General features: G+C 40.0%; 16 protein-coding genes and 1 pseudogene. 8 read left to right on the forward strand and 9 right to left on the reverse strand.

All coding sequences use genetic code 11. From position 1 onward, the window contains the following. Positions 1 to 725 precede the first annotated feature (725 nt). The gene (locus AC0KTX_RS06240; RefSeq protein ID WP_474251365.1) at positions 726 to 1,643 is read right to left on the reverse strand and encodes a LysR family transcriptional regulator; all 918 of its coding nucleotides are present in this window, start codon (positions 1,641 to 1,643) and stop codon (positions 726 to 728) included. Between the two features lie 141 nt (positions 1,644 to 1,784). Here AC0KTX_RS06240 and AC0KTX_RS06245 point away from each other — a divergent pair, with 141 nt between their 5' ends. Continuing rightward, positions 1,785 to 2,960, forward strand: coding sequence for an MFS transporter (locus AC0KTX_RS06245; RefSeq protein WP_474251366.1), 1,176 nt, complete (start codon positions 1,785 to 1,787; stop codon positions 2,958 to 2,960). 347 nt (positions 2,961 to 3,307) lie between these two features. Here the strand turns inward: AC0KTX_RS06245 and AC0KTX_RS06250 are convergent, their stop codons facing one another. The 4 genes from AC0KTX_RS06250 to AC0KTX_RS06265 all read right to left on the reverse strand — a co-directional run bounded on the left by AC0KTX_RS06250 (position 3,308) and on the right by AC0KTX_RS06265 (position 7,924). Next, positions 3,308 to 3,907, reverse strand: a complete 600-nt coding sequence (locus AC0KTX_RS06250) for a response regulator (RefSeq protein WP_474251367.1) — start codon at positions 3,905 to 3,907, stop codon at positions 3,308 to 3,310. Then, positions 3,904 to 5,037, reverse strand: coding sequence for a sensor histidine kinase (locus AC0KTX_RS06255; protein ID WP_474251368.1), 1,134 nt, complete (start codon positions 5,035 to 5,037; stop codon positions 3,904 to 3,906). Before AC0KTX_RS06255 ends, AC0KTX_RS06250 begins: the two co-directional genes overlap by 4 nt. A gap of 113 nt (positions 5,038 to 5,150) precedes the next feature. Continuing rightward, positions 5,151 to 6,182, reverse strand: coding sequence for a Delta(5) desaturase DesA (gene desA / locus AC0KTX_RS06260; RefSeq protein ID WP_474251369.1), 1,032 nt, complete (start codon positions 6,180 to 6,182; stop codon positions 5,151 to 5,153). Between the two features lie 437 nt (positions 6,183 to 6,619). Next, a complete protein-coding gene (locus tag AC0KTX_RS06265) occupies positions 6,620 to 7,924 on the reverse strand; it encodes a methyl-accepting chemotaxis protein (RefSeq protein WP_474251370.1) in 1,305 nt (434 codons plus the stop codon). Between the two features lie 435 nt (positions 7,925 to 8,359). Here AC0KTX_RS06265 and AC0KTX_RS06270 point away from each other — a divergent pair, with 435 nt between their 5' ends. Then, on the forward strand, positions 8,360 to 8,524 hold the full coding sequence (locus AC0KTX_RS06270; RefSeq protein ID WP_474251442.1) for a DUF4177 domain-containing protein: 165 nt from the start codon (positions 8,360 to 8,362) through the stop codon (positions 8,522 to 8,524). Positions 8,525 to 8,799: 275 nt separating this feature from the next. Here AC0KTX_RS06270 and AC0KTX_RS06275 read toward each other — a convergent pair whose 3' ends face one another. Beyond that, positions 8,800 to 10,029 carry a dicarboxylate/amino acid:cation symporter gene (locus AC0KTX_RS06275; protein ID WP_474251371.1) on the reverse strand — a complete coding sequence of 410 codons (1,230 nt, stop codon included), beginning with the start codon at positions 10,027 to 10,029 and terminating at the stop codon, positions 8,800 to 8,802. 158 nt (positions 10,030 to 10,187) lie between these two features. Further along, entirely contained in the window at positions 10,188 to 10,784 is a 597-nt protein-coding gene (locus AC0KTX_RS06280; protein WP_474251372.1) for a ribonuclease H1 domain-containing protein, read from the reverse strand. A 344-nt stretch (positions 10,785 to 11,128) separates the two neighbouring features. Between AC0KTX_RS06280 and AC0KTX_RS06285 the strand changes: the two genes are divergently transcribed. Beyond that, complete coding sequence (locus tag AC0KTX_RS06285; RefSeq protein WP_474251373.1) at positions 11,129 to 11,974, forward strand: SDR family oxidoreductase; 846 nt, start codon at positions 11,129 to 11,131, stop codon at positions 11,972 to 11,974. A gap of 476 nt (positions 11,975 to 12,450) precedes the next feature. Here AC0KTX_RS06285 and AC0KTX_RS06290 read toward each other — a convergent pair whose 3' ends face one another. Together AC0KTX_RS06290 and AC0KTX_RS06295 are read right to left on the reverse strand one after the other, a co-directional pair. Beyond that, on the reverse strand, positions 12,451 to 13,257 hold the full coding sequence (locus AC0KTX_RS06290; protein ID WP_474251374.1) for an HAD family hydrolase: 807 nt from the start codon (positions 13,255 to 13,257) through the stop codon (positions 12,451 to 12,453). 615 nt (positions 13,258 to 13,872) lie between these two features. Beyond that, positions 13,873 to 14,978 (reverse strand): annotated as a pseudogene (locus AC0KTX_RS06295) (mandelate racemase/muconate lactonizing enzyme family protein). Positions 14,979 to 15,303: 325 nt separating this feature from the next. Here AC0KTX_RS06295 and AC0KTX_RS06300 point away from each other — a divergent pair. The 5 genes from AC0KTX_RS06300 to AC0KTX_RS06320 all read left to right on the forward strand — a co-directional run bounded on the left by AC0KTX_RS06300 (position 15,304) and on the right by AC0KTX_RS06320 (position 19,809). After that, positions 15,304 to 16,995 carry a DUF6044 family protein gene (locus AC0KTX_RS06300; protein ID WP_474251375.1) on the forward strand — a complete coding sequence of 564 codons (1,692 nt, stop codon included), beginning with the start codon at positions 15,304 to 15,306 and terminating at the stop codon, positions 16,993 to 16,995. Positions 16,996 to 17,016: 21 nt separating this feature from the next. Continuing rightward, on the forward strand, positions 17,017 to 18,045 hold the full coding sequence (locus AC0KTX_RS06305; RefSeq protein ID WP_474251376.1) for a glycosyltransferase family 2 protein: 1,029 nt from the start codon (positions 17,017 to 17,019) through the stop codon (positions 18,043 to 18,045). A 410-nt stretch (positions 18,046 to 18,455) separates the two neighbouring features. Continuing rightward, positions 18,456 to 18,629: a hypothetical protein gene (locus AC0KTX_RS06310; RefSeq protein WP_474251377.1), complete on the forward strand. Its 174-nt coding sequence runs from the start codon at positions 18,456 to 18,458 to the stop codon at positions 18,627 to 18,629. Positions 18,630 to 18,838: 209 nt separating this feature from the next. Beyond that, positions 18,839 to 19,132, forward strand: coding sequence for a hypothetical protein (locus tag AC0KTX_RS06315; RefSeq protein ID WP_474251378.1), 294 nt, complete (start codon positions 18,839 to 18,841; stop codon positions 19,130 to 19,132). 104 nt (positions 19,133 to 19,236) lie between these two features. Next, positions 19,237 to 19,809: a spore coat protein gene (locus tag AC0KTX_RS06320; RefSeq protein WP_474251379.1), complete on the forward strand. Its 573-nt coding sequence runs from the start codon at positions 19,237 to 19,239 to the stop codon at positions 19,807 to 19,809. Positions 19,810 to 19,838 lie beyond the last annotated feature (29 nt).

Consider the following 19,838-nt stretch of genomic DNA (forward strand, 5'->3'; position numbering starts at 1 on the left):
TGATTCGAACGAGATTAGGAAGGTCGGAAAATTGAAACGATCAATGAAGAAGACACCGATTTTACATATTCGTAATAGAATTAAAGCTTATCCCTTTTTATAAATAGGAGAATATCGTATATTTGTCTTCATGATCTAAGGTTCTAGATTTAAGTGATAGCAGTACAGTTTCTAATCACATCATGAAGAGTGCTGAATGAGAAATACAGTAGCAAGACCTAATAATACTCATCTTGTCTGTGACATGTCTCCTGCAAGCGGGGTATCACAAATGCTTTACCAAATCCTTTCAACACTTCTTAGCCGGCTTAGTCCTTTTATAGAAGTCGACAATGTATTAATGAATTAAATTTAACAGTTGTTGGATATCTTTCCGTTCAACTTTTCGTATTTGTTTACATTCCCCCCTTTTCCCTCCAGTGGTTTTTAATGTGATTTTTCTAATTATTCCTACCTTCTGGGAGCAAAATTCTTATTTTCTTAAAACATCCTGCCGATCTACTAATTTTAATTAAGGAAAAACAAAGTCCCCATCGAAAGAAACAACCATCTTCCATTCAAATAGGGATATAAGTAAGCCGCGTTGGCATAATCAATCCTCTCCGGATGACTTAAACCTATTTTTATAAAATCATAAATCGGTCAGATTTTCGGACCTTTGTCTGCTACTGGAAAAGAAAAGAAACGGAAGATCGCTTTTTTCATATTTTTCTTAAAAATGTCTTCTAACCAAGATCATTCCTATGAAAAAGCGGGATGACAGACTTTTTCATGAAATCGAGAAATGCATGGACAGTTGGAGATAAATTGCCGCTTTTCCACGCAAAGGCCGTTGTAGTGGTAATTGGATTATTCCGAATCTCACGATAGACCACATTATTATTTAATACCCGTTGGATAGAAGCCGGTACGATCGCCACACCCATTCCTGAGGAAACAAGAGATAAGACAGTAGGCAATTCTTGCGTTTCTTGTACTACCTTCGGATGGAATCCCGCCTGATAACAACAATTCATTACTGCATCATAATGAGTTTGATTCGCCTTTCTTCCTGTTAAAATGAATGGATCGTTTGCTAAATCTTCCAGTTTAATCGGCGAGGTTTTGGCAGCCAACGGATGATCCTTTGGCAATGCTAGCACCATTCGTTCTTGTCGAATGACTTCAACCTGAATGCTGTCATTTTGTATGTTGAAAGGATGGCAAAGTATTCCTATATCAATAAGGCCTTTTTGCAAAGCTTTCAATTGCTCTCTTGTCGTCAGCTGTTGCAAATCGATATGAATATTCGGGTATTGTTTTCGATAGTGCTCTAAAATAACAGGAAGAAGATCATAGGCAGCTGAGGCGATAAAACCGATCACGATTTGCCCGGCTTCTCCACGGTTTACCATTTTTACTGTTTCGACCGCTTCCTCTACGTACTTCAAAATTTGATAAGCTTTTTCCAAAAACACCTCTCCTTCTTTTGTCAGCTCTACCTTTCTTTTCGTCCGCTGGAAAAGCGGCACACCTATTTCCTCTTCTAATTGGCGAATTTGCTGACTTAATGGCGGCTGCGCTATATTTAAACGGGCAGCAGCTTTGCCAAAATGCAATTCTTCTGCGACTGTGATGAAATATTTCAGATGGCGAAGTTCCAACGTAAAGCCTCTCCTTTTTAATATTTTTAACATATTAATAATGATTTAAATATATATTAGACATATTAAAGTTCGTTTTGTAAAGTGAAAATAAAGAACAATTTTTTCATATGAAAAGATTTAGTGAAAATGGAGGTTATGATGCGAAAAGTTTTTCTGCTCACGATAGGGATGTTCGCTCTCGGATTTGATGCCTATGTCATCTCCGGTTTGCTGCCGAAAATGGAAGAAACGTTTAAAATTAGCGCTTCACAAGCAGGTCAGGCAGTAAGTATCTTTACCTTTTGCTATGCACTGGCGGCTCCGATTTTTGCGACGTTGTTGGCTGGTAAACCAATGCGCAGCATTTTAGTGCTGGCGCTTGCCGTATTCTCAATAGGCAATGGAGCCAGCGCACTAGCCCCGAGTTTCTCCATGCTGTTGATAGCTCGTGCAATTGCTGGCATCGGAGCAGGGCTTTATTCTCCGTTGGCAGCAGCTGCTGCCGCATCTCTTGTTCCCGAACGGATGCGCGGCCGCGCTCTAGGCATAGCGCTCGGCGGCATGAGCACGGGAACGGTTGCTGGCGTTCCGCTCGGATTGTTCATTGCTGAACATTTGGATTGGCAAACAACTCTCTGGTTCATCACTGCACTAGGTTTTGCCGCTATGATCGGGATTATCATTTCGTTTCCGAACTTTCCAGCTTCGGCGCCGCCATCGCTGCAGCAACGTTTTGCCATGATGGCCAACGGACGGGTTGCCGCAATCATCGGTGTAACATTTATGACAAGCATTGCCAGTTTGGGACTTTATACGTATATTTCAACCATTTTGGATAACTTAAAAGACACCCGCAGCATTGCACCTTATCTGTGGGCATGGGGCATTGGGGGAGCCGTCGGGAGCTTTTCCGTTGGCGCTTTCATCGATCGGACGGGACGGCCGCAGCTGCTCATGGCTGGCATTTTAGCCATCATGGCTTTCGCTATGTTCAGCATACCATTCGCACTGCCATTTCCGATCCTATCCTTTTTGCCTTTCATTGTATGGGGGGCGATGGGCTGGGCTTCGCAAGCACCGCAACAACATGAACTGCTACGTTTGCAGCATAATCACGGCGCAGCTGTTGTCGCTTTAAACAGTTCCGCTAATTATTTAGGAAGTGCGGTAGGTTCCGCTCTTGGAGGAATAGTGTTGCTGGCCGGATTGGCTCCTTCCACCCTTCCGTTCGCTGCAGGTTGTCTAGTATTGGCGGCATTGCTGGTTCAATGGTTGATAATATCAAGCAATAGAAAGCGGGGAAACGCAAAAAACATGTCAGATCTTATGCAATAAACCTATCTATGAAAAACAATAGGATGCTACAATCCATATACTAGGAAACTTGACGCTCACAAAGAGATATTTTTTGATCGAGAAACTTAAAACAGATAAACAAGCATCATATAAAAATCGTTTTCTCTAGAAAAGTATAATATTCTAATAGGGTGCCCTAAATATGGTTAATAATGATGGGAATGGATCATTGGCAAGCGGAACGTGTATCTCATGATTTCAGGAGAATATATTCAGGAACTTTTCGTGCTTAGGGGGAAAAAGGTGTTCATTACTGTTCATTTTGCACGATCGGCAAGTTTTAGGTTCCTGTTTTGCTTTTGTCGCGAAAATCCATTTTTCCATGTCTATTTAAACCATCCCTTTTCTTTGGATTGTTTTATCGCTTCGATCCGGTTCGTTACTTCAAGCTTATCCAAAATCGTTGAAATATAGTTTCGGACCGTGCCTGTTTTTAGTTTAAGTTCGTCCGCGATTTTTTTCGTGTTTTTCCCATCGGCTACGAGTTCTAATATTTCTTTTTCCCGTTCCGTGAGAGGATTTTCTTCACTGTATACATCATCCATTAGTTCTGGCGCATAGATTTGCCTGCCAGCCATGATGCTTCGGATTGAGCTTGCCAGCTCCTCGCTGGGGCTGTCCTTCAATAAATAGCCGCTTACACGTGCTTTTAAAGCCCGCTGGAAATAACCGGCACGGGCAAACGTTGTTAAAATAATCACTTTAACTGCTTGCTCTTTCAGCTCTTCCGCTGCCTCGAGTCCGCTTTTCTTCGGCATTTCAATATCCATGATGCAAACATCAGGCTGATATTGCTTCACGAGAGAAATAGCTTCTTCTCCATTGCTTGCCTTTCCGACCACTTCCATATCTTCTTCCAAGTTGAGCAGGGTTCCTAAGGCTCCCAGCATCATCTGCTGGTCCTCAGCTATGACGATTCGAATCATTTTAGCTCCTCCTTAACGGTCTGCTTGACTATGTTCGGTACTTTCATGATTAATGCAGTTCCTTTTTCTGAACAGATTTCCAGACTGCCGTTCACAAAATCCAGACGTTCTTTCATTCCTAACAGTCCGTTCCCTTTTGCAAGATCTTGACTCTCCACGATGCCGATTCCGTCGTCTTGCACAGTAATCCATATTTCGTTCCACGATTGGCGAATGGCAATACGGCAAGTGCAAGCCTTGCTATGTTTTACAACATTAGTTACCGCTTCTTTCAAACACATACTTAACAGATTTTCAAGAAACGGGGATACGTTTGTGAGGGTGAGTTCTTCTTCAGCTATTAAATCAATTTGAGCTGCCTGGAGCATTTGTTTTATGCGTATGATTTCCTCTTTTAATCGAACACCGCGCATTTGCGAGACCATCTTTCTTACTTCATTCAATGCTGTTCTTGCGGTTTGTTGAACGTCTTTCAGCTCGCTTCGGGCCTGTTCGGGGTCTTTGTAAATTAATTTCCTTGCCAAGTCGCTTTTTAGACCGATGAGGGAAAGCTTCTGACCTAACGTATCATGAAGATCGCGGGCAATCCGCTGGCGCTCCTCCTGTTTTACCAACTCGGCAATTCTTTTGTTGGCATCTTCAAGCTGTTCTTCAAGCTGTCCCTGCTTTTTTCGATTATAAATGTTGAACGGGAGAAGGATGACGCTGACCCAAATAATGATGACAAACGGCAATTGCTTTAAAAACAACTTTTCTTGGAGAACCACGTTATAATTGATCGAGATGGTCGTGGCGGCTAGATGAATCAAATATAACGTCAAGAAAGCGATGCGGTTTTTTATCTGGCCGTTATAGTAAGCGATATAAAAAGCAAAATAAACAAATTGGAAAAGGATCGTCATCGTGATGGAAATGCCGATCAAAATGCAAGTCCACAAATAAACGGGCCATTTTTTTGATATAAAAGCTAAACGATAAGCGAAGAAAAAGATAATGGTCAGCACGATCCCAGCAATGATTTCCTTTGTAGAGGAAGATTGGAAAATAAAATAGAACGGCAGTATGCTAAAAGAGCTCCATATATAAGGAGAAATTCCCGAAAATTTCTCTAAGATCATATTTTTTTGCATGGTCAAAATCCTCTTTAAATTTTAATCCATTGGTATTCCTTTCATTTTATCATAAAAAGGATCATTGCGTCTTAAAAATCTTGCCGTTCTTTCCCACAAGGCAACGGATACATTTACAATTCAGACTTCATATGGGCTCTATGCCTTTTTTCCTTCTTTTTCGGCAAACCATTAAACCCGACAAACTTTTTCGCTTGCTCATCCCATAAGCGGAATCGGAGTGATTTTAAGCTTGTCGCTAAAGTGATGGTTGGCACGTTCTGTAAAAGATACGTTTGATTGTGCGCTTCTTCCAGTTTATAATTCGGGATCCTTGGGCTTAAATGATGGACGTGGTGGAAGCCAATGTTGCCGGTAAGCCATTGCAGCGGTTTCGGAAGCTTATAATATGAACTCCCTTCAATGGCTGCTTTTACGTACTCCCAGTTTTCATCTTCTTCAAAATAAGAATCTTCAAATGTGTGCTGCACGTAAAAAAGCCAAACACCTAAAGAACCTGAAACAAAAAAGATGGTGCCTTGTATGAAAAGAAACGGCCCCCATCCGACCGTCCAAGCAAGCAGCCCAACGACCCCAGCGATTGAAATGTTTGTTATATATGTGTTGAGGCGTTCCTTTAGCCTCGCACCTTTTCTGTTGAACCTGTTTTTAATAAGGAAAACGTAGATCGATCCTAACCCAAACATCACAAACGGATTTCGATACAGCCTGTAGGCTAATCTTGTCAAAATCGGCGCCGACATATATTCATCAACGGTCAGCACCCATATGTCCCCTGTCCCACGCTTATCTAAGTTAGAGCTGGTGGCGTGGTGGACAGAATGGTCGTGCTGCCATTGGCTATACGGAAATAATGTTAAAATACCGGTTATGGTTCCCAATATTTGATTAGCAAGGCGATTTTTAAAAAAGGAGTAGTGGCAGCAATCGTGGAAAATGATGAACAAACGCACTAAAAATCCGGACGCAATGATGCAAATCATAAGAGTAAGAACATAAGAAAAGGATAGACTTTGATACGCTAAAAACCATAACAGAAAAAACGGCACTATTGTATTTATAAGCTGCCAAATGCTGTTCATTGTGTGAGGTTTTTCATAAGGAGCCATTTGCTTTCTCAATGTTTTTTGCATTTCTTTCGTCATTTTTTTATTCCCTTCTTCATTTGATAGTTCCAATCTTACAAGAGAAAAATCAATCTGTGTAGTCATATTTGTCATGTAAGAAATGTGATAATTGTCATATTGGTTCATTGAGGCATTTCGGAGTTTGCTGGAGGACAATCAAACAGCGGGTTGGACGCACTTGCGTCAAGGCATATTGCTGTGAGTGAAACGACTAGAAGGCTGAAAACCAACTTGTGATGATAACGGCATATACCGATTCATTTATGATCAAAAAAGAGAAAAAGACCTGAACATTGGATGAAACAAATACACGTAGGTATTCCATTTCATATGTATTTTGCAGCATAACGCCGTTCGCGGAACTGAAAGGATATGAGGCTAACATTATTCACTAAATGAACCAACCCGCCTCTCGCCAGGAATAGAAAGGTGGGTTGGACGGTAATTTCCATTCTTCACACCGTACGGAAAGAATTTGATATATCCTTTAAATATTCTGAATTTTCTTTTATTTGAACGATCGAACTTGCCATGTCATCGATAATTTTCGCAAAATGTTCTAGTTCATCTTTCGTCTTTTCAGTTTGTTGTTTGTTTTTGTCGACAGCATACAAGATATTGTCAAAATATTGGCTCATCTCCTTCATTCTTTCTGTACCGAAGGCTGTAATCTCTGTTACTTCCCCAATAGATGAGGCAATATCGCCAATTTTAGAATTGATTTCTTCAATGAATTGGGAAACTCCCAGAACGGAATTTTTTGTTTCTTCCGCAAGCTTTCTCACTTCACTGGCAACAACGGCAAAACCTTTCCCATATTCTCCTGCGCGTGCCGATTCAATTGCTGCGTTTAAAGCCAAAAGATTGGTTTGTTCAGCAATGGAAGTGACAATGGAAACGACATGATTAATTTTTTCAGAAGTTTGTTCAAGCGATTTTATTTTTAACGCAATGTTATCTGTCAGTTCTTTAATATCATTCATCAGGCCGGACTGATATTGCAAATCTTCTTTCCTTGAGCTGACCTCCGATTCAGATGATGCTGCTGTTTCAAATCGTTCGGCGGCGATTTGTGCAATTTGCTTGGATTGTTCGTTGATTTTTTTAATGAATGAATCGGCTGCTTCAATCAGACTTGCAAGACGAACCGAAGTTTGAGCGATTTTTTCATGAAGCTCTTGTTTGTCTTTCTCGATTTTTTGCCGTTTTTTTTCATATTCCGTGTTATATGCTTCCAATACAATCTGCTGTTCAAAGTTGATCATTTTTGTGATGGAGCTGACTGCCTTGTGAAATTCTTCCTTCGTTTCACATGCGTTGGCAGCGACAGAAATTATAGATTTCTGCAACTGCTGAAACGAACTCATATACCATATGGAATCCAAACCAATGCGAACGTGGGCTGCTGCAATCCGCTTCATTCTTTTGATATCTTCATCTGTCAAGGATCCGTTAAACATGAGCAATACATGGTTTTTCAATTTTTCCTTTTGTTTATCTATTGAACTATACTTGTTAATTAAGTCGATCAAAAAAGGTTCTCGATGAAGGACTTCATAAAATGCATCGGTAATATTGGCTATATTGTCATGGATCACATCTTTTAATAAAAAAGTGCAGACAAGATCGTCTTTGGAAAGGCCAATCATGGCAATTTGTCGTTGATATTTTTCATTTGTCACATCCAGTTTGATTTGCTCTAGATCCACTTGTTTTCCAAAGATAGAAGTAAGTTCTTTTTTCTTTTTCTTTTTAAGCATGTTGATATCCCCTTCAAAATTCATAATTCATATGTACTGATTATATCGGCAGCGCTATTTCGAAAATTAATAATGTTACTACTTTATTTTTTATATTTTGGCTCGACCTTTAGTTCTGCAATGGAGAGAAATAGAGCCTACTACATACGTGTAACTTGTCCTTCCCTATTTCGCAATTATTCTTTTTTCATCCAACATTTATGAATATCGCGGTTATGTATTTTCTGTGCCTCCATGAAGGTTTTTATGTCTTTTCCCTTCTGTATAGCTTGTTTGGAATTTGAAATAGGGAAAAATTATTGAACAAAAAAGGGGGATACTGAACAATTGATAAAACAGGTTACGCGGTGATCACGATATTGTAACTTTTAGCTTCCTAATTCGTATAAAAATTGGGAAAGGAAAAAGATTAATATTTGAATATAATTTGTAAAAATTGAACTTGGTGCTTTTTCGGGAAAACCGAAGGAAAATTATGAGGAAACCATCAGAGATTATGCAAAAAATGGGTGGCGATTGCATACTTTTGAACCGCTCTCTACCGGTGCCGGCGGGCAGGCGCTTTCCATTCAGCTCATTTTTGAAAGAGAACAAAAATAATCTCGGCATTACAAATAAACTTTCATTTGAAAGTTCAGACAGCCGGTGGCCTTAAACTGTCATTCTTCCTTAAGGTTGAGGTTGTCGCTTTTTTGCAAAAGCTTTTCCGGCCATCCAGTTCTAAATTTATGGAAACAAATCCTGCTTTTGCAATTATACCTATTCACAAACCGTTATGATCTTCTTCCATTTCTGCCAAAACCGGAAAAAATGCCATTAGTGATAGTTTTTTGGCATTTGGTAGATTAGTGTTTTATTAAGGTTGAATCATCCATTTATTCCATCTTGACCGATTGATCAACAAGCTGCGCCAAATTGGACGGTTCTCCTTCAGAAGCATTCACTACAACAGCTGCCGACGCATCTCCCATAACATTTAACGAAGTTCTAAACATATCCAGAAAACGGTCAATACCAGCAATCAACGCAATTCCCGCCAACGGCAGGTTTACACTTGTTAACACCATTGTCAGCATAATTAATCCTGATCCCGGTACACCGGCTGTGCCAATGGACGCTAAAGTTGCTGTTAAAATAATGGTCAATTGTTGGGAAATCGTTAAATCAATACCATAAAACTGCGCGATGAATAAAGCACATACTCCTTGATACAGAGCGGTTCCGTCCATGTTGATCGTTGCGCCGAGCGGCAGCACAAAACTGCTGATTTTTTTAGATACTCCCAAGTTTTCTTCGGAATTTTTCATCGTAATAGGCAAAGTGCCTGCACTGCTGGAAGTGCTAAAAGCAACCATCGCTGCCGGAGCAATGCCTTTAAAAAATCTTCGCGGGTTCATTTTTGCAAATATTTTTACGCTTAAAGAGTACACAATCAAGGCATGCAAAAGGCAGCCAATTGCTATTGTTAAAATTAATTTGATCAAAGGGAAAAGGACTGATACACCGTGCTGTCCGACAATCGGCGCCATTAGGCCAAAAATCCCGACGGGCGCGATTGCCATAACAATGCTCGTGATCTTGTACATAGTTTCGGCAAACCCGTCAAAAAAAAGATAGATCGGCTTTCCCTTCTCTCCCGCCAACGAAATGCCAATACCAACGAAAAGTGCAAAGAAAATAATTTGCAACATGTTCCCCTCGGCGAGTCCGGCAATCGGATTGGCCGGAACAATGTTGAGAAGTGTGTCCATAATGCTAGGTGGTTTTTGAAGTTCCACGTTTTCTTCATCCGCTTTTATGTTTACGTCTTGCCCGGGTACAAAAATATTTCCTAAAAGCAATCCTAAAAATACAGCGAGAGCCGTCGTTGCCAAATAGTAAGCAATCGTTTTGCCGCCTAATCTTCCAAGCTGCTTTACATCCCCTGTACTGGCTGCACCCGCAACAAGAGAAGTGAATACAAGCGGGATTGTAATAAATTTAATCAAATTTAAAAACAGATCGCCGAACGGTTTTACGATTTGAGCAGCGGATCCAAAAATGGCGCCGAATAGGACGGCGGCTAAAAATGCAATGAAAATGTACGTTAAAACATTTCTTTTCATGCTTTGCCCCTTCCTTTGAGGATGTCATACTATAAAGATATTTTTTGAACATTCTTTTATTCCATCAAAGAAAAAGGAAAAAACGGGACAAAGCGGCATTTAAAGTCGAATAACGTATTAGATTAATTTTTTGCATGCCGGATGATTGAAAAAGATTGTTACTTTCGCCCAAAATCGGCTTTAATTTCGCCCCATTTATCGGTTTCCCATTTAAGAATCGGGTTGGCAAAAGTATTGATTTTTAACCAATGCTCCGCGCGATCAATGAGCTGCCAAACACGTTCTGTATCCTCGTTTCTCACAAGAGAAGTTTTTGCTTTTTTTGCTTTCACCCATTTGATCGCTGTTTCCGAGTCAGAGTAGATGGGATGTTGCTTTCCTTTTTGCTTCAGCCACGCTAATCCGTGAACGATTGCTAAAAACTCGCCAATATTGTTCGTCCCTAGTACAGGGCCGAAATGAAAAAGCTGCTGTCCTGTTTTGGTGCAAACCCCTTTATATTCCATTTGTCCGGGATTACCGCTGCATGCTGCATCGACGGATATGCTCTCTTCGATATATTTTTTTGTTTTTATCTCGGCTTTGGCAATAATGTCGCCATGTTCAAACGCTTGTTTTGCTTCTTCCAGCGAGGCAAAAGCCTTAAATTTGGCTCCGGGGATTCCGATGACATATTGCTGGCACTCATCCCATGAAGTAAAAATCCCTGTCTTTGCCCCTTTCCATACAACGTAATATTTCTTCTTTTTTTTCATTTTGATTGCACATCCTTGAAGGAAAATTTATTTTATAATTCGTTCTTATTTGCTAAAACCCTTTTTGATTCATTTTATCATGAAACTTTTTTAATCTTGCAAACGGCTTGGTCAAAACGGGCAAATTGCTGATTTTGAAAGGCGGAGCGCCGCACAACGGAAAATAATTTTTTCTTTTTCATCTTTCATCGAATTCCTAAATGTATAGAAATGCAGACATTTTTTCGTTCTCATGATTTCCAGGCAGTTTATTAAAAATTTTGCGGAAAATTGTTCTCATCGTTTTTCGAATAAACAGTAAAATGAATATTGTATAATTCGGAATAAAGAGGTGCGACTCCAAAATGGAAAATGAAACAAAAATTGCATTTATAACTGGCGCATCAAGCGGATTCGGATTGCATACAACGATCGCACTTGCAAAAGAAGGGTTCCAAGTCATTGCTTCGATGAGAAATGCAAAAAAACGGCATCGATTAGAAGAAGAAGCTCACAAAGATGGTGTATTCCATCAGATTGAGGTAGCAGAGTTGGATATAACCGATTTTTTAGCGGTGGATCGAGTAATAAAAAATGTTTTAGCCCGATACGGAAAAATAGATATTCTCATTAACAACGCCGGCTATGCACAAGGAGGCTTTGCGGAAGAGACGGAGATTGACGACTGGAAACAGCAATTTGAGACAAATGTTTTTGGAACCATTGCCGTTACAAAGGCTGTGCTTCCATCCATGAGGGAGAAAGGAAAAGGTCTTATTATCAATATCAGCAGTATAAGCGGTCACTTTGGTTTTCCAGGGTTAGGGCCATATGCGGCATCTAAGTTTGCGCTTGAAGGCTTCAGCGAATCCCTGCGTCTTGAAATGCTTCCGTTTGGCGTCAAAGTTGTCCTTATTGAACCGAGTTCTTACAGAACCGATATTTGGTCAAAGGGAATCGATCTAATCAAAAACGATTCAGATTCTCCCTATGCAGATTTTAAAGGGAAGATGCTTCAAAAAGTCGAGCGCATCTCTGAAACCGCCGGTGACCCGGATGAAGTCGTTGCAGCCATTTTGAAGGCCGTGAAAACTCCCTCCCCTAAACTGCGCTACCCTGTTGGCAGAGGTACAAAAACAATGGTGAGAGTCAAAAACCTCATTCCTTGGAACTGGCTTGAAAAAATAGTGAAAAAACAGTTAGAAAAATAATGTTTTGGGTAGCTTCAAAGTCAAAAAAGCCCACAGAAATTTATTCATTACGCATTTTCCTAAAGAGGGACTGTCTGAAAAGCCCATTTTAGTGTCACATGTTTCCAAATAAAAGACCAAAGAATGTTGATTTAACAGCATTCTTTGGTCTTACTTTTTTGTGATTGGGCTGAAAAATCATTTTTCGGACAACCCCATTTTCCTTTAATTGAAAAAGCCGCTTAAAAACAAAATTTCATTGCGACCTTTCAGTCTTATCAATCCATCAGCTACTGTATGAAACAAAATGTCCAATAGATGTGCCGCACAAGGTTTCGACCGACATGCTCAAACAGCGGTACGAAATTGGGAAAACGATGTATTCGTATAACAAAGTCGTTGATCCTGTTTATTTAGCCAAGTAAAACAATAACATTTGCCTTCTTTTCAACCAAAAGTTTTAGGAAAAGAATGAATGAACCTTCCTTTTGGCAGCATTAAAAAATCCCTATTTTCAAAATCTCTTTCACCGCATAGGCAAACCCGTTCTCATCGTTTGTTTTTGTGACAAAGTCCGCTTTTTCCTGCACTTCCTTCGGTGCGTTTCCCATGGCAACCGAAATGGTGGCAACTTCAAATTGTGCAAGATCGTTGCCGCCGTCGCCAAACGCATAAATTTCTTCAAATTTAAGTTTTTTTATTTCTTGGTAGCGCAATATGGCTTTTCCTTTATGCGCTTCACTTGATGTTATTTCAAGATTATTTGGGAAAGACGATGCGATGGATATATCGCTGCGCTCTTGCAACGCCTTTTTCACTTGTTCGATTTTGCCGGGTTCGTTTGGATTGACCAATGCAATGAGCTTATAAATTTTTAAATTTTTGATCTGATAGATCGAGTCATAATCAAATTCGGCAAACATTTTTTCAATTTCATCCCATCCTCGTTTATGTAATGGCGGCAATGTGGAAGGCATACCGCCCTTGTTCGTGTAGACGAGAATACCAGCGCCAAGCCCTCTTACTGTTTGAAAAATGTCGCGGAACCGATCAACATCAATGGTTGCTTCATATAAAAGATCCCTGTCTTTTGAATATAAGGCCGAGCCGTTAATACAAAAAATCGGAACTTCCAGCTGATCGACTCCTTCGATTTTTATAACATCGGGCAAAGCGCGGCCGGTATTCAATATGACTTCGTGCCCTTGTGCTCTTAATTCATGCAGCACAGCTAAATTTTCATCAGGGATTTGATGTTCCGAATTTAACAGCGTGCCGTCTAAATCAATCGAAAAGCATTTCATTTAACCCATTCCTTTCTATCTATCGGCCTGACATCAATCAATGTAAAAATCTATTTTATTGTAACAAATATTGTGTAAAATTTTTAAAAATGAAAGCTGTCTCATCAAAAGTTTTTCAAGAGACAGCTTTCTTCTTCCTTATTTATTTTACGTTATATCCTCACTCCTCTTACCTTTGTTCGTGCCTTTTTCCAGTTGCCCTTCAATTAAGAAGCTTGGTTATGGAATTCAAACGGAAAAGTGAATCATGATATTGTAGGAATGAAAAGCAACGAGGATTGAGAAAGAGTTAAAGTTAATGGAAGACGCCACAAGCCCATTGTCAATCTTGCAGCAAACTGTCCAGTGGTTGAATGCAAAAGAGGATCAAAAAAGCAAAAAGTTTGGCTACAAAGGATCTGTTCAAAGCGACGAACAAGTTAAAACACCTTGCAAAAATCAAAATTATTGGTGCCTCGGACTGAAGGGGAGATCGATCATCTCATGAAACGCTTAAAGCGAATAGATGGGCAAGGAGTGTAAAAAATGATGGGAGATCAACGTATTTTTCAGATGACCTGAATATCTCTTCAATGAAGAAACATGCATTCCCTTCCCATAACTTCTGAACGACGATTAAGCCTGATAAGCAGTTCCGTCCCAAAGATATGTTTTAATGATTTCCTTATTCAATTCCACTCCGATTCCTTTGCCAGCCGGAACTTGAATTTGTCCATTTACAGGTTGGATGGGAATAAGGTCGGAAAACGGGTTTTCCATGACATCCCATTCAATTGGCTCTATGTTATCCCCATTCATTTTGCTCCAAGGAGTTAAACTTGCTTGAGCAAATATTGTATACAATCTCGAAAGTGATCCGTCATAGCTGTGCGGAGATACTCTTATTCCAAAATGGCGTGCCAGCTTTAAGGCGTCTCGAAATTCTTCTGTTCCATTTACATGCAATATGTCCGGCTGGATAATGTCTAAGGCATTTTGGCGAAGGAGAGGCAAAAATTGCTTCGCATTTTTGACGTTTTCCCCCCCTGAAATCGGCACAGAAACAGCTGCCCGTAACTGTTGGTATTCCGGCACATTATTGATCGGCATCGGTTCTTCCAACCATACAATATTTGGCCATTTGGAAACATAACGCTCCCATTTGCGGGCTGTTGCCAAATCGTAGCTTTGATTGGCGTCCAACATGAAAGAGATTCTTTCCTCTGTCAATTTTTGCAGCAATTTGATATGAGCCAAGTCTTCCTTCCATGATCTTCCGCCTATTTTGACTTTTATTTGTTTAAATCCTTTTATGATCGATTTTTCGATCCGCTCAGCAGAAATGTTCATCCATTCGCTACTGTCCGTATAAGATTGAAAAGAGGCATAAACGGGGATATTATCGCGAAATTTCCCCCCATAAATCGCATATAGAAAGGTTGGAATATTTGGCAGTAATTTCCTTTAACGCCATGCTGACAGCGGCTGCAGCCCGCTGATGCCATTTTTAATGGTATGTATTATCGGAAGGTGGTCAAAAACTGATTTTCCCGCTAAGTACGGAATGATTCTTTTTTGAAATCCTTCGTGTAATGTCGGAAGCCAGTCCACACATTCGCTCCGCTAGTTGTGATGATCCGAATCAAGTAGCAAGTCCTGTATTTTTTATAGCCGTTGGCGTCGCCGTATGGTTGCGAAAGTTTATAAAACAATGGAAAAGTTTCAATTCTTTCAATTTTCACGTTTCTTCACCACTGGATGTTTATATAATTGGTTCCTATGTTCCGTTTTTGATATCTTTCCCTTTCCTTTCTTTTTTATCCGCGAAACAACATCCCTCTTATATTCGAAAAAAATAACCAAAAGGATTGATCATCGCCATGATTCAAACATTTCGTCCTTTCCATTATCCAATCCGGCTTATTCTTTGTTTCCTCCTCCTCCGCACCATCCTTACTCTTTTTTAAGAAAAATCGTCCCATGTATTTTCCGGCGGATTTTATCAAATCCTATCTATTGTGTCGATCCTTTTTTGCAATCTAGGAATATTTAACGGATGTGTTCGCAGTGACAAACTTTAACATTGCTATCAATGAAGAGAAAAAATATTTGTTTTGCGCTTTTGCCATCCTTTTCCTATATGTCTCCCCTCTTTATATTTTAGGAGAAGATGCCCACATACGCGTTCATGATAATATGGATTCCAATATTGCTTGGTATAAAGTTTTGGCGGAAAGCGGCGAGTTGTTTGGCGGTTTAAACGCCAAAATTCCTCAAGTGATCAATGGGCTACCGCGCAATGCTTACGGATCGGAATTTAGCGGCATTGTCTTGCTTCATGCTCTTTTTCCTTCCATGACCGCTTATGCCATAAGTCAAACCGTTACGAGAATTTTTGCTTTCATCGGAATGTATTTGCTGTTAAAAAAGCATTTCATAAAAGACAAAGATGCATATTGGATCCGGATAGGGGTCTCTCTCGCCTTTGCCTTGACCCCTTTTTGGCCGTCGGGAATGCTCAGCACTCTTGGCCATCCTTTGGCGTTATGGGCTTTTTTAAATATTCGTTCAAGGGATTTTTCATGGAAAGAATGGGCAGTTCTTTTTCTTTTGCCTTTCTACTCAAGCTTTGTCCTTGGCTTTTTCTTTTTTCTTACAGCAATGACGTTTCTTTGGTTATACGACTTGATCGTGAAGCGGGATTGGAATTGGCCGTTTTTGGGGAGCATCGCCTTTATGGCAGGGGTTTTTCTTATAGTGGAATATCGACTCGTTTATTCACTCATTTTTTCTCATGAACCGACCCAGCGAACGGAATTTGTTTCATCAAGACATGAATTTTGGCGTTCCATTCGTCTTTCATTCAAAAACTTTGCACTGGGGCATACGCATGTCATGACCGTCCATACTGCCGTCATTCTCCCCGTTCTGTTTTTAACACTCGGCATCGTGATGTTTTCCAAAAAAGGGAGGGAAGAAAAAGTATTTCTTTTTTTATTTGCCCTTAACTATGCCCTTTCCTTATGGTATGCGTTTTGGTTTAACAATCTGTGGATTCCGTTAAAAGAAAAAATCAGTTTGTTCAATACGTTTAATTTTGCCCGTTTTCATTTTTTGCGCCCGTTGGTGATTTATCTCAGCTTTGCCATCGCCTGTTTTATTTTATGGCGTAAAGGGAAGCTGTGGCGGATTTTCGTCAAATTGGCGTTGATCCTGCAAATTCTCATCTTCATTCCTTTTAATGAAGAAATTCGCTACGGAATCATAAACCATTCCCCGTCATTTCGGGAATTTTATGCGACGAAACAGTTTTTAGAGATCAAGGAATTCATCGGGTTGCCGCAAAAATCTTACAGGGTGGCAAGCATTGGTCTGCATCCGGCAATTGCTCAATATAACGGTTTTTATACTTTGGATACATATAACAATTTTTACCCCCTTACATACAAGTATCAGTTTCGGGAAATAATAGCAGGTGAACTCGAAAAAAACCGAAAGTTGAAAGAGTATTTTGACGAATGGGGCAGCCGCTGTTATCTCTTTGTGGATGAACTCGGAAAAAAATACGACTATAAAAAAGATTCGAACAAAACGATTAAACATTTAAAACTCAATACTGCTCAGTTTCAAAAAATGGGCGGCCGCTATATTTTTTCTTCCGTTCCCATTTTGAATGCGGAAAACAATCATCTTGAACTGAAGAAAGAGTTCAGCCATCCGGAATCCGCTTGGAAGATCTACTTATACAAAGTAAAATAACCATTTAAAGAGGTGAAGGACTTGAATCATCCGCAGCCTGTCTTAACAATTGTTGTTCCCTGCTACAACGAAGAGGAGGTGCTGGAGGAAACCATCAAACAACTATCATCTGTTTTAGACAGTTTAATAGCGGAAAAATTGATTTCAACCGAAAGTTCCATTTTATTCGTCGATGACGGAAGCATTGATCGGACGTGGAGAATCATCGCCATGGAAAGTGCAAGGAATGATCGTGTTTTTGGTCTGAAATTGGCCCGTAATGTAGGACATCAAAAAGCGCTTTTGGCCGGGCTCGAAACAGCCAAAAATAAATCCGACTGTGTGATTTCCATTGACGCAGATTTGCAGGATGATGTGTCTGTTATTCGCGATTTTATCATAAAATATCAGGAAGGCTACGATATTGTTTATGGCGTTCGCCAAAGCCGAAAAACCGATACTTTTTTGAAAAAAACAACGGCTATCGGCTTTTATTATCTCATGGGAAAACTCGGCATGCATTTCGTTCCGAATCATGCCGACTTTCGGCTTATGAGCAGCCGGGCGCTTGAGGAACTCGGACGCTTCAACGAATGCAATGTATTTTTACGGGGAATAATCCCTTTGATTGGCTTTCCATCAACTAAAGTGCTATACGATCGGAAAGAACGTTTGGCGGGAAAAACGAAATATCCTTTGAAAAAGATGCTGTCTTTTGCATTTGACGGCATTACCTCATTCAGCGTTGCACCGATCCGATTCATCACGTTGCTTGGATTTTTCTTGTTTTTGCTTGGCGGGATCACCGGCTCGTATGCATTGATGCAAAAGGTGATTGGCAATACAAATGCCGGCTGGACCTCGTTGATCATTTCCATTTGGTTTATCGGCGGACTGCAATTAATGGGGATTGGAATCATCGGCGAGTATATTGGAAAGATCTTTACCGAAGTGAAAAACCGCCCCCGTTATACAGTCGATATTGATTTATATTCCGACATCCCATTTAAGCATTTGCAATTAAAGAAAAATGAAATGGTAAGCCCAAATGATGTTCAGTTTAAAAGGTAGGCGAATGCGCTTTTTCGATTTTTATGAACAAGCCGGATCCAATGAATCGTTTTTGAAAGTAAGCAGGCCTCTATTCGTTCATGCTGTTCAACGGCAATTTTGCAGGTTGTGACCGCTTTGTGCAACTGATCTTTGCCTTCCGACGCAAGAAATCATAATATTTTCATCCAATCGTTTATCCACCCAATACGCGTTTTTTCTTTATAAAGCTGCATTCACCCTTTTGCCTTCTTTCCGTTCAGCAGCGCAGAAAATGATCCTGAACTTCTTTTTTATAATGTTTAACAAAAGAAATTTGAATTTCATCATTTACCTTAAAAGGCGGCCTTGTAAATCTTCCTTGTTCAGAAAATAGACGTTTAGGGGAAAATATAATCGCTTCACCAATGTTTAAGGAGGCGTAAAACAAAATGACGCAAAATGCAAGGGGCGGCCAATTTCAAAACAATGTAAAGCAGTATAACATGGACAACATCGTACATGCTCCTAAAGATTATGTTTACCGAGTTGGTTATGAGTCATCTTCCGGAAACCCGGCAAACGGTAAGCGAATAACTGGAAAAACAAGAAAATTCAACGGATAAATGCTAAACAGGTTATCTTTGACGGTAACCTGTTTTTTTCCGGACTTTCTGCATTTGGAAAAGAATGTTGTTTTCGATGGCCGGCAACGATTCAAACAATCGGGTATCACTCCCCGCTCCTTTCCCTTGTTGTCGCCAAGGAGATGGAAAAAATTTGGCATAGTTATTTACTCCAATTTATTATAATGTTTTTATAAGGAGTGAAAACTATGACCTATCAAAGTGTTCAAGATCTTTCCATTGAATATCAATTAAAAGATGCATTGCATTCTATCAGAAGCCTTTGGTATCAGCTGACGGAAGGCTTAGCGGCTGTCCCTGAATCAGCTGAAAAAATCCGGTCGTTTCACTCATATTTTGAAAAAGAGCTGCCTGACGGCTGGATGCTTTCGGTTGATGAATTGGGAAACATCAATGCGTATACATCTTTTCCTCATAAATTTAGTCAAATGCTTATATATAAAACTCGATCTGGAAAAGAGTTTATCAAAATTCTCGCTTAACATCATCCTCTTGTTTTTCAAAAGGGGATGATTTTTTTCTGTATAAAATGAAAGCATTTTTAACATACTACTAACTGTGAAAAAATGATAAGGAGGCCTTTTCCATGAACACAACGATAGGTGCACATGAATTGATGGAAATCCATGAAGTTTTATCTGACACGATTGACGGCATTAATCAATTTCAACTTTATCAGCCGCACTGCAAAGATCCTGAGCTGCAAAACATTTTGCAAAACCAAATTAACTTCATGACAAATGAATACAATTCAATGGTTCAAATGTTAAGAAACAAAAGCCAGCAAAACATTGGAACATATCGAACGGCAAAGAGCGTGAATCCGGCTTATGGCATGTCTGGCAACACACCAGAAACACCGAACAGCTCTATCGATCAAATGAATGATCATGATGTCGCATCAGGAATGCTCGGCTGCGCCAAAGCTTCCGCCACATTAAGAATGCATGCAGCGTTAGAGTGCTCTGACAGGGAATTCCGGAATATGTTGGTGCAAGGGGCGAAAAACTGTGCGGAACAAGCATATGAAATATGGCAATATATGAATCAAAAAGGATTTTATCCTGTTCCGACTTTTCAACAAAATACGGCTCAGGCCATTATGAATCAGTATCAGCCGTTTGGCAATCAAATGAACAATCAAACGCCAATGAAATAGTTTGTGCGGGAAAAGCAGGCAAATCCATT

The sequence above is a fragment of the Aeribacillus sp. JST-2 genome, assembly GCF_056032925.1.

Bases quoted from the DNA above. Each gene is read 5' to 3' on its own strand.
- AC0KTX_RS06245 (WP_474251366.1), top strand. From the start codon at position 1,785: ATGCGAAAAGTTTTTCTGCTCACGATAGGGATGTTCGCTCTCGGATTT.
- desA (WP_474251369.1), bottom strand. From the start codon at position 6,182: ATGACGAAAGAAATGCAAAAAACATTGAGAAAGCAAATGGCTCCTTAT.
- AC0KTX_RS06280 (WP_474251372.1), bottom strand. From the start codon at position 10,784: ATGAAAAAAAAGAAGAAATATTACGTTGTATGGAAAGGGGCAAAGACA.
- AC0KTX_RS06310 (WP_474251377.1), top strand. From the start codon at position 18,456: ATGACGCAAAATGCAAGGGGCGGCCAATTTCAAAACAATGTAAAGCAG.
- AC0KTX_RS06315 (WP_474251378.1), top strand. From the start codon at position 18,839: ATGACCTATCAAAGTGTTCAAGATCTTTCCATTGAATATCAATTAAAA.
- AC0KTX_RS06255 (WP_474251368.1), bottom strand. From the start codon at position 5,037: ATGCAAAAAAATATGATCTTAGAGAAATTTTCGGGAATTTCTCCTTAT.
- AC0KTX_RS06265 (WP_474251370.1), bottom strand. From the start codon at position 7,924: ATGCTTAAAAAGAAAAAGAAAAAAGAACTTACTTCTATCTTTGGAAAA.
- AC0KTX_RS06275 (WP_474251371.1), bottom strand. From the start codon at position 10,029: ATGAAAAGAAATGTTTTAACGTACATTTTCATTGCATTTTTAGCCGCC.
- AC0KTX_RS06290 (WP_474251374.1), bottom strand. From the start codon at position 13,257: ATGAAATGCTTTTCGATTGATTTAGACGGCACGCTGTTAAATTCGGAA.
- AC0KTX_RS06285 (WP_474251373.1), top strand. From the start codon at position 11,129: ATGGAAAATGAAACAAAAATTGCATTTATAACTGGCGCATCAAGCGGA.
- AC0KTX_RS06250 (WP_474251367.1), bottom strand. From the start codon at position 3,907: ATGATTCGAATCGTCATAGCTGAGGACCAGCAGATGATGCTGGGAGCC.
- AC0KTX_RS06320 (WP_474251379.1), top strand. From the start codon at position 19,237: ATGAACACAACGATAGGTGCACATGAATTGATGGAAATCCATGAAGTT.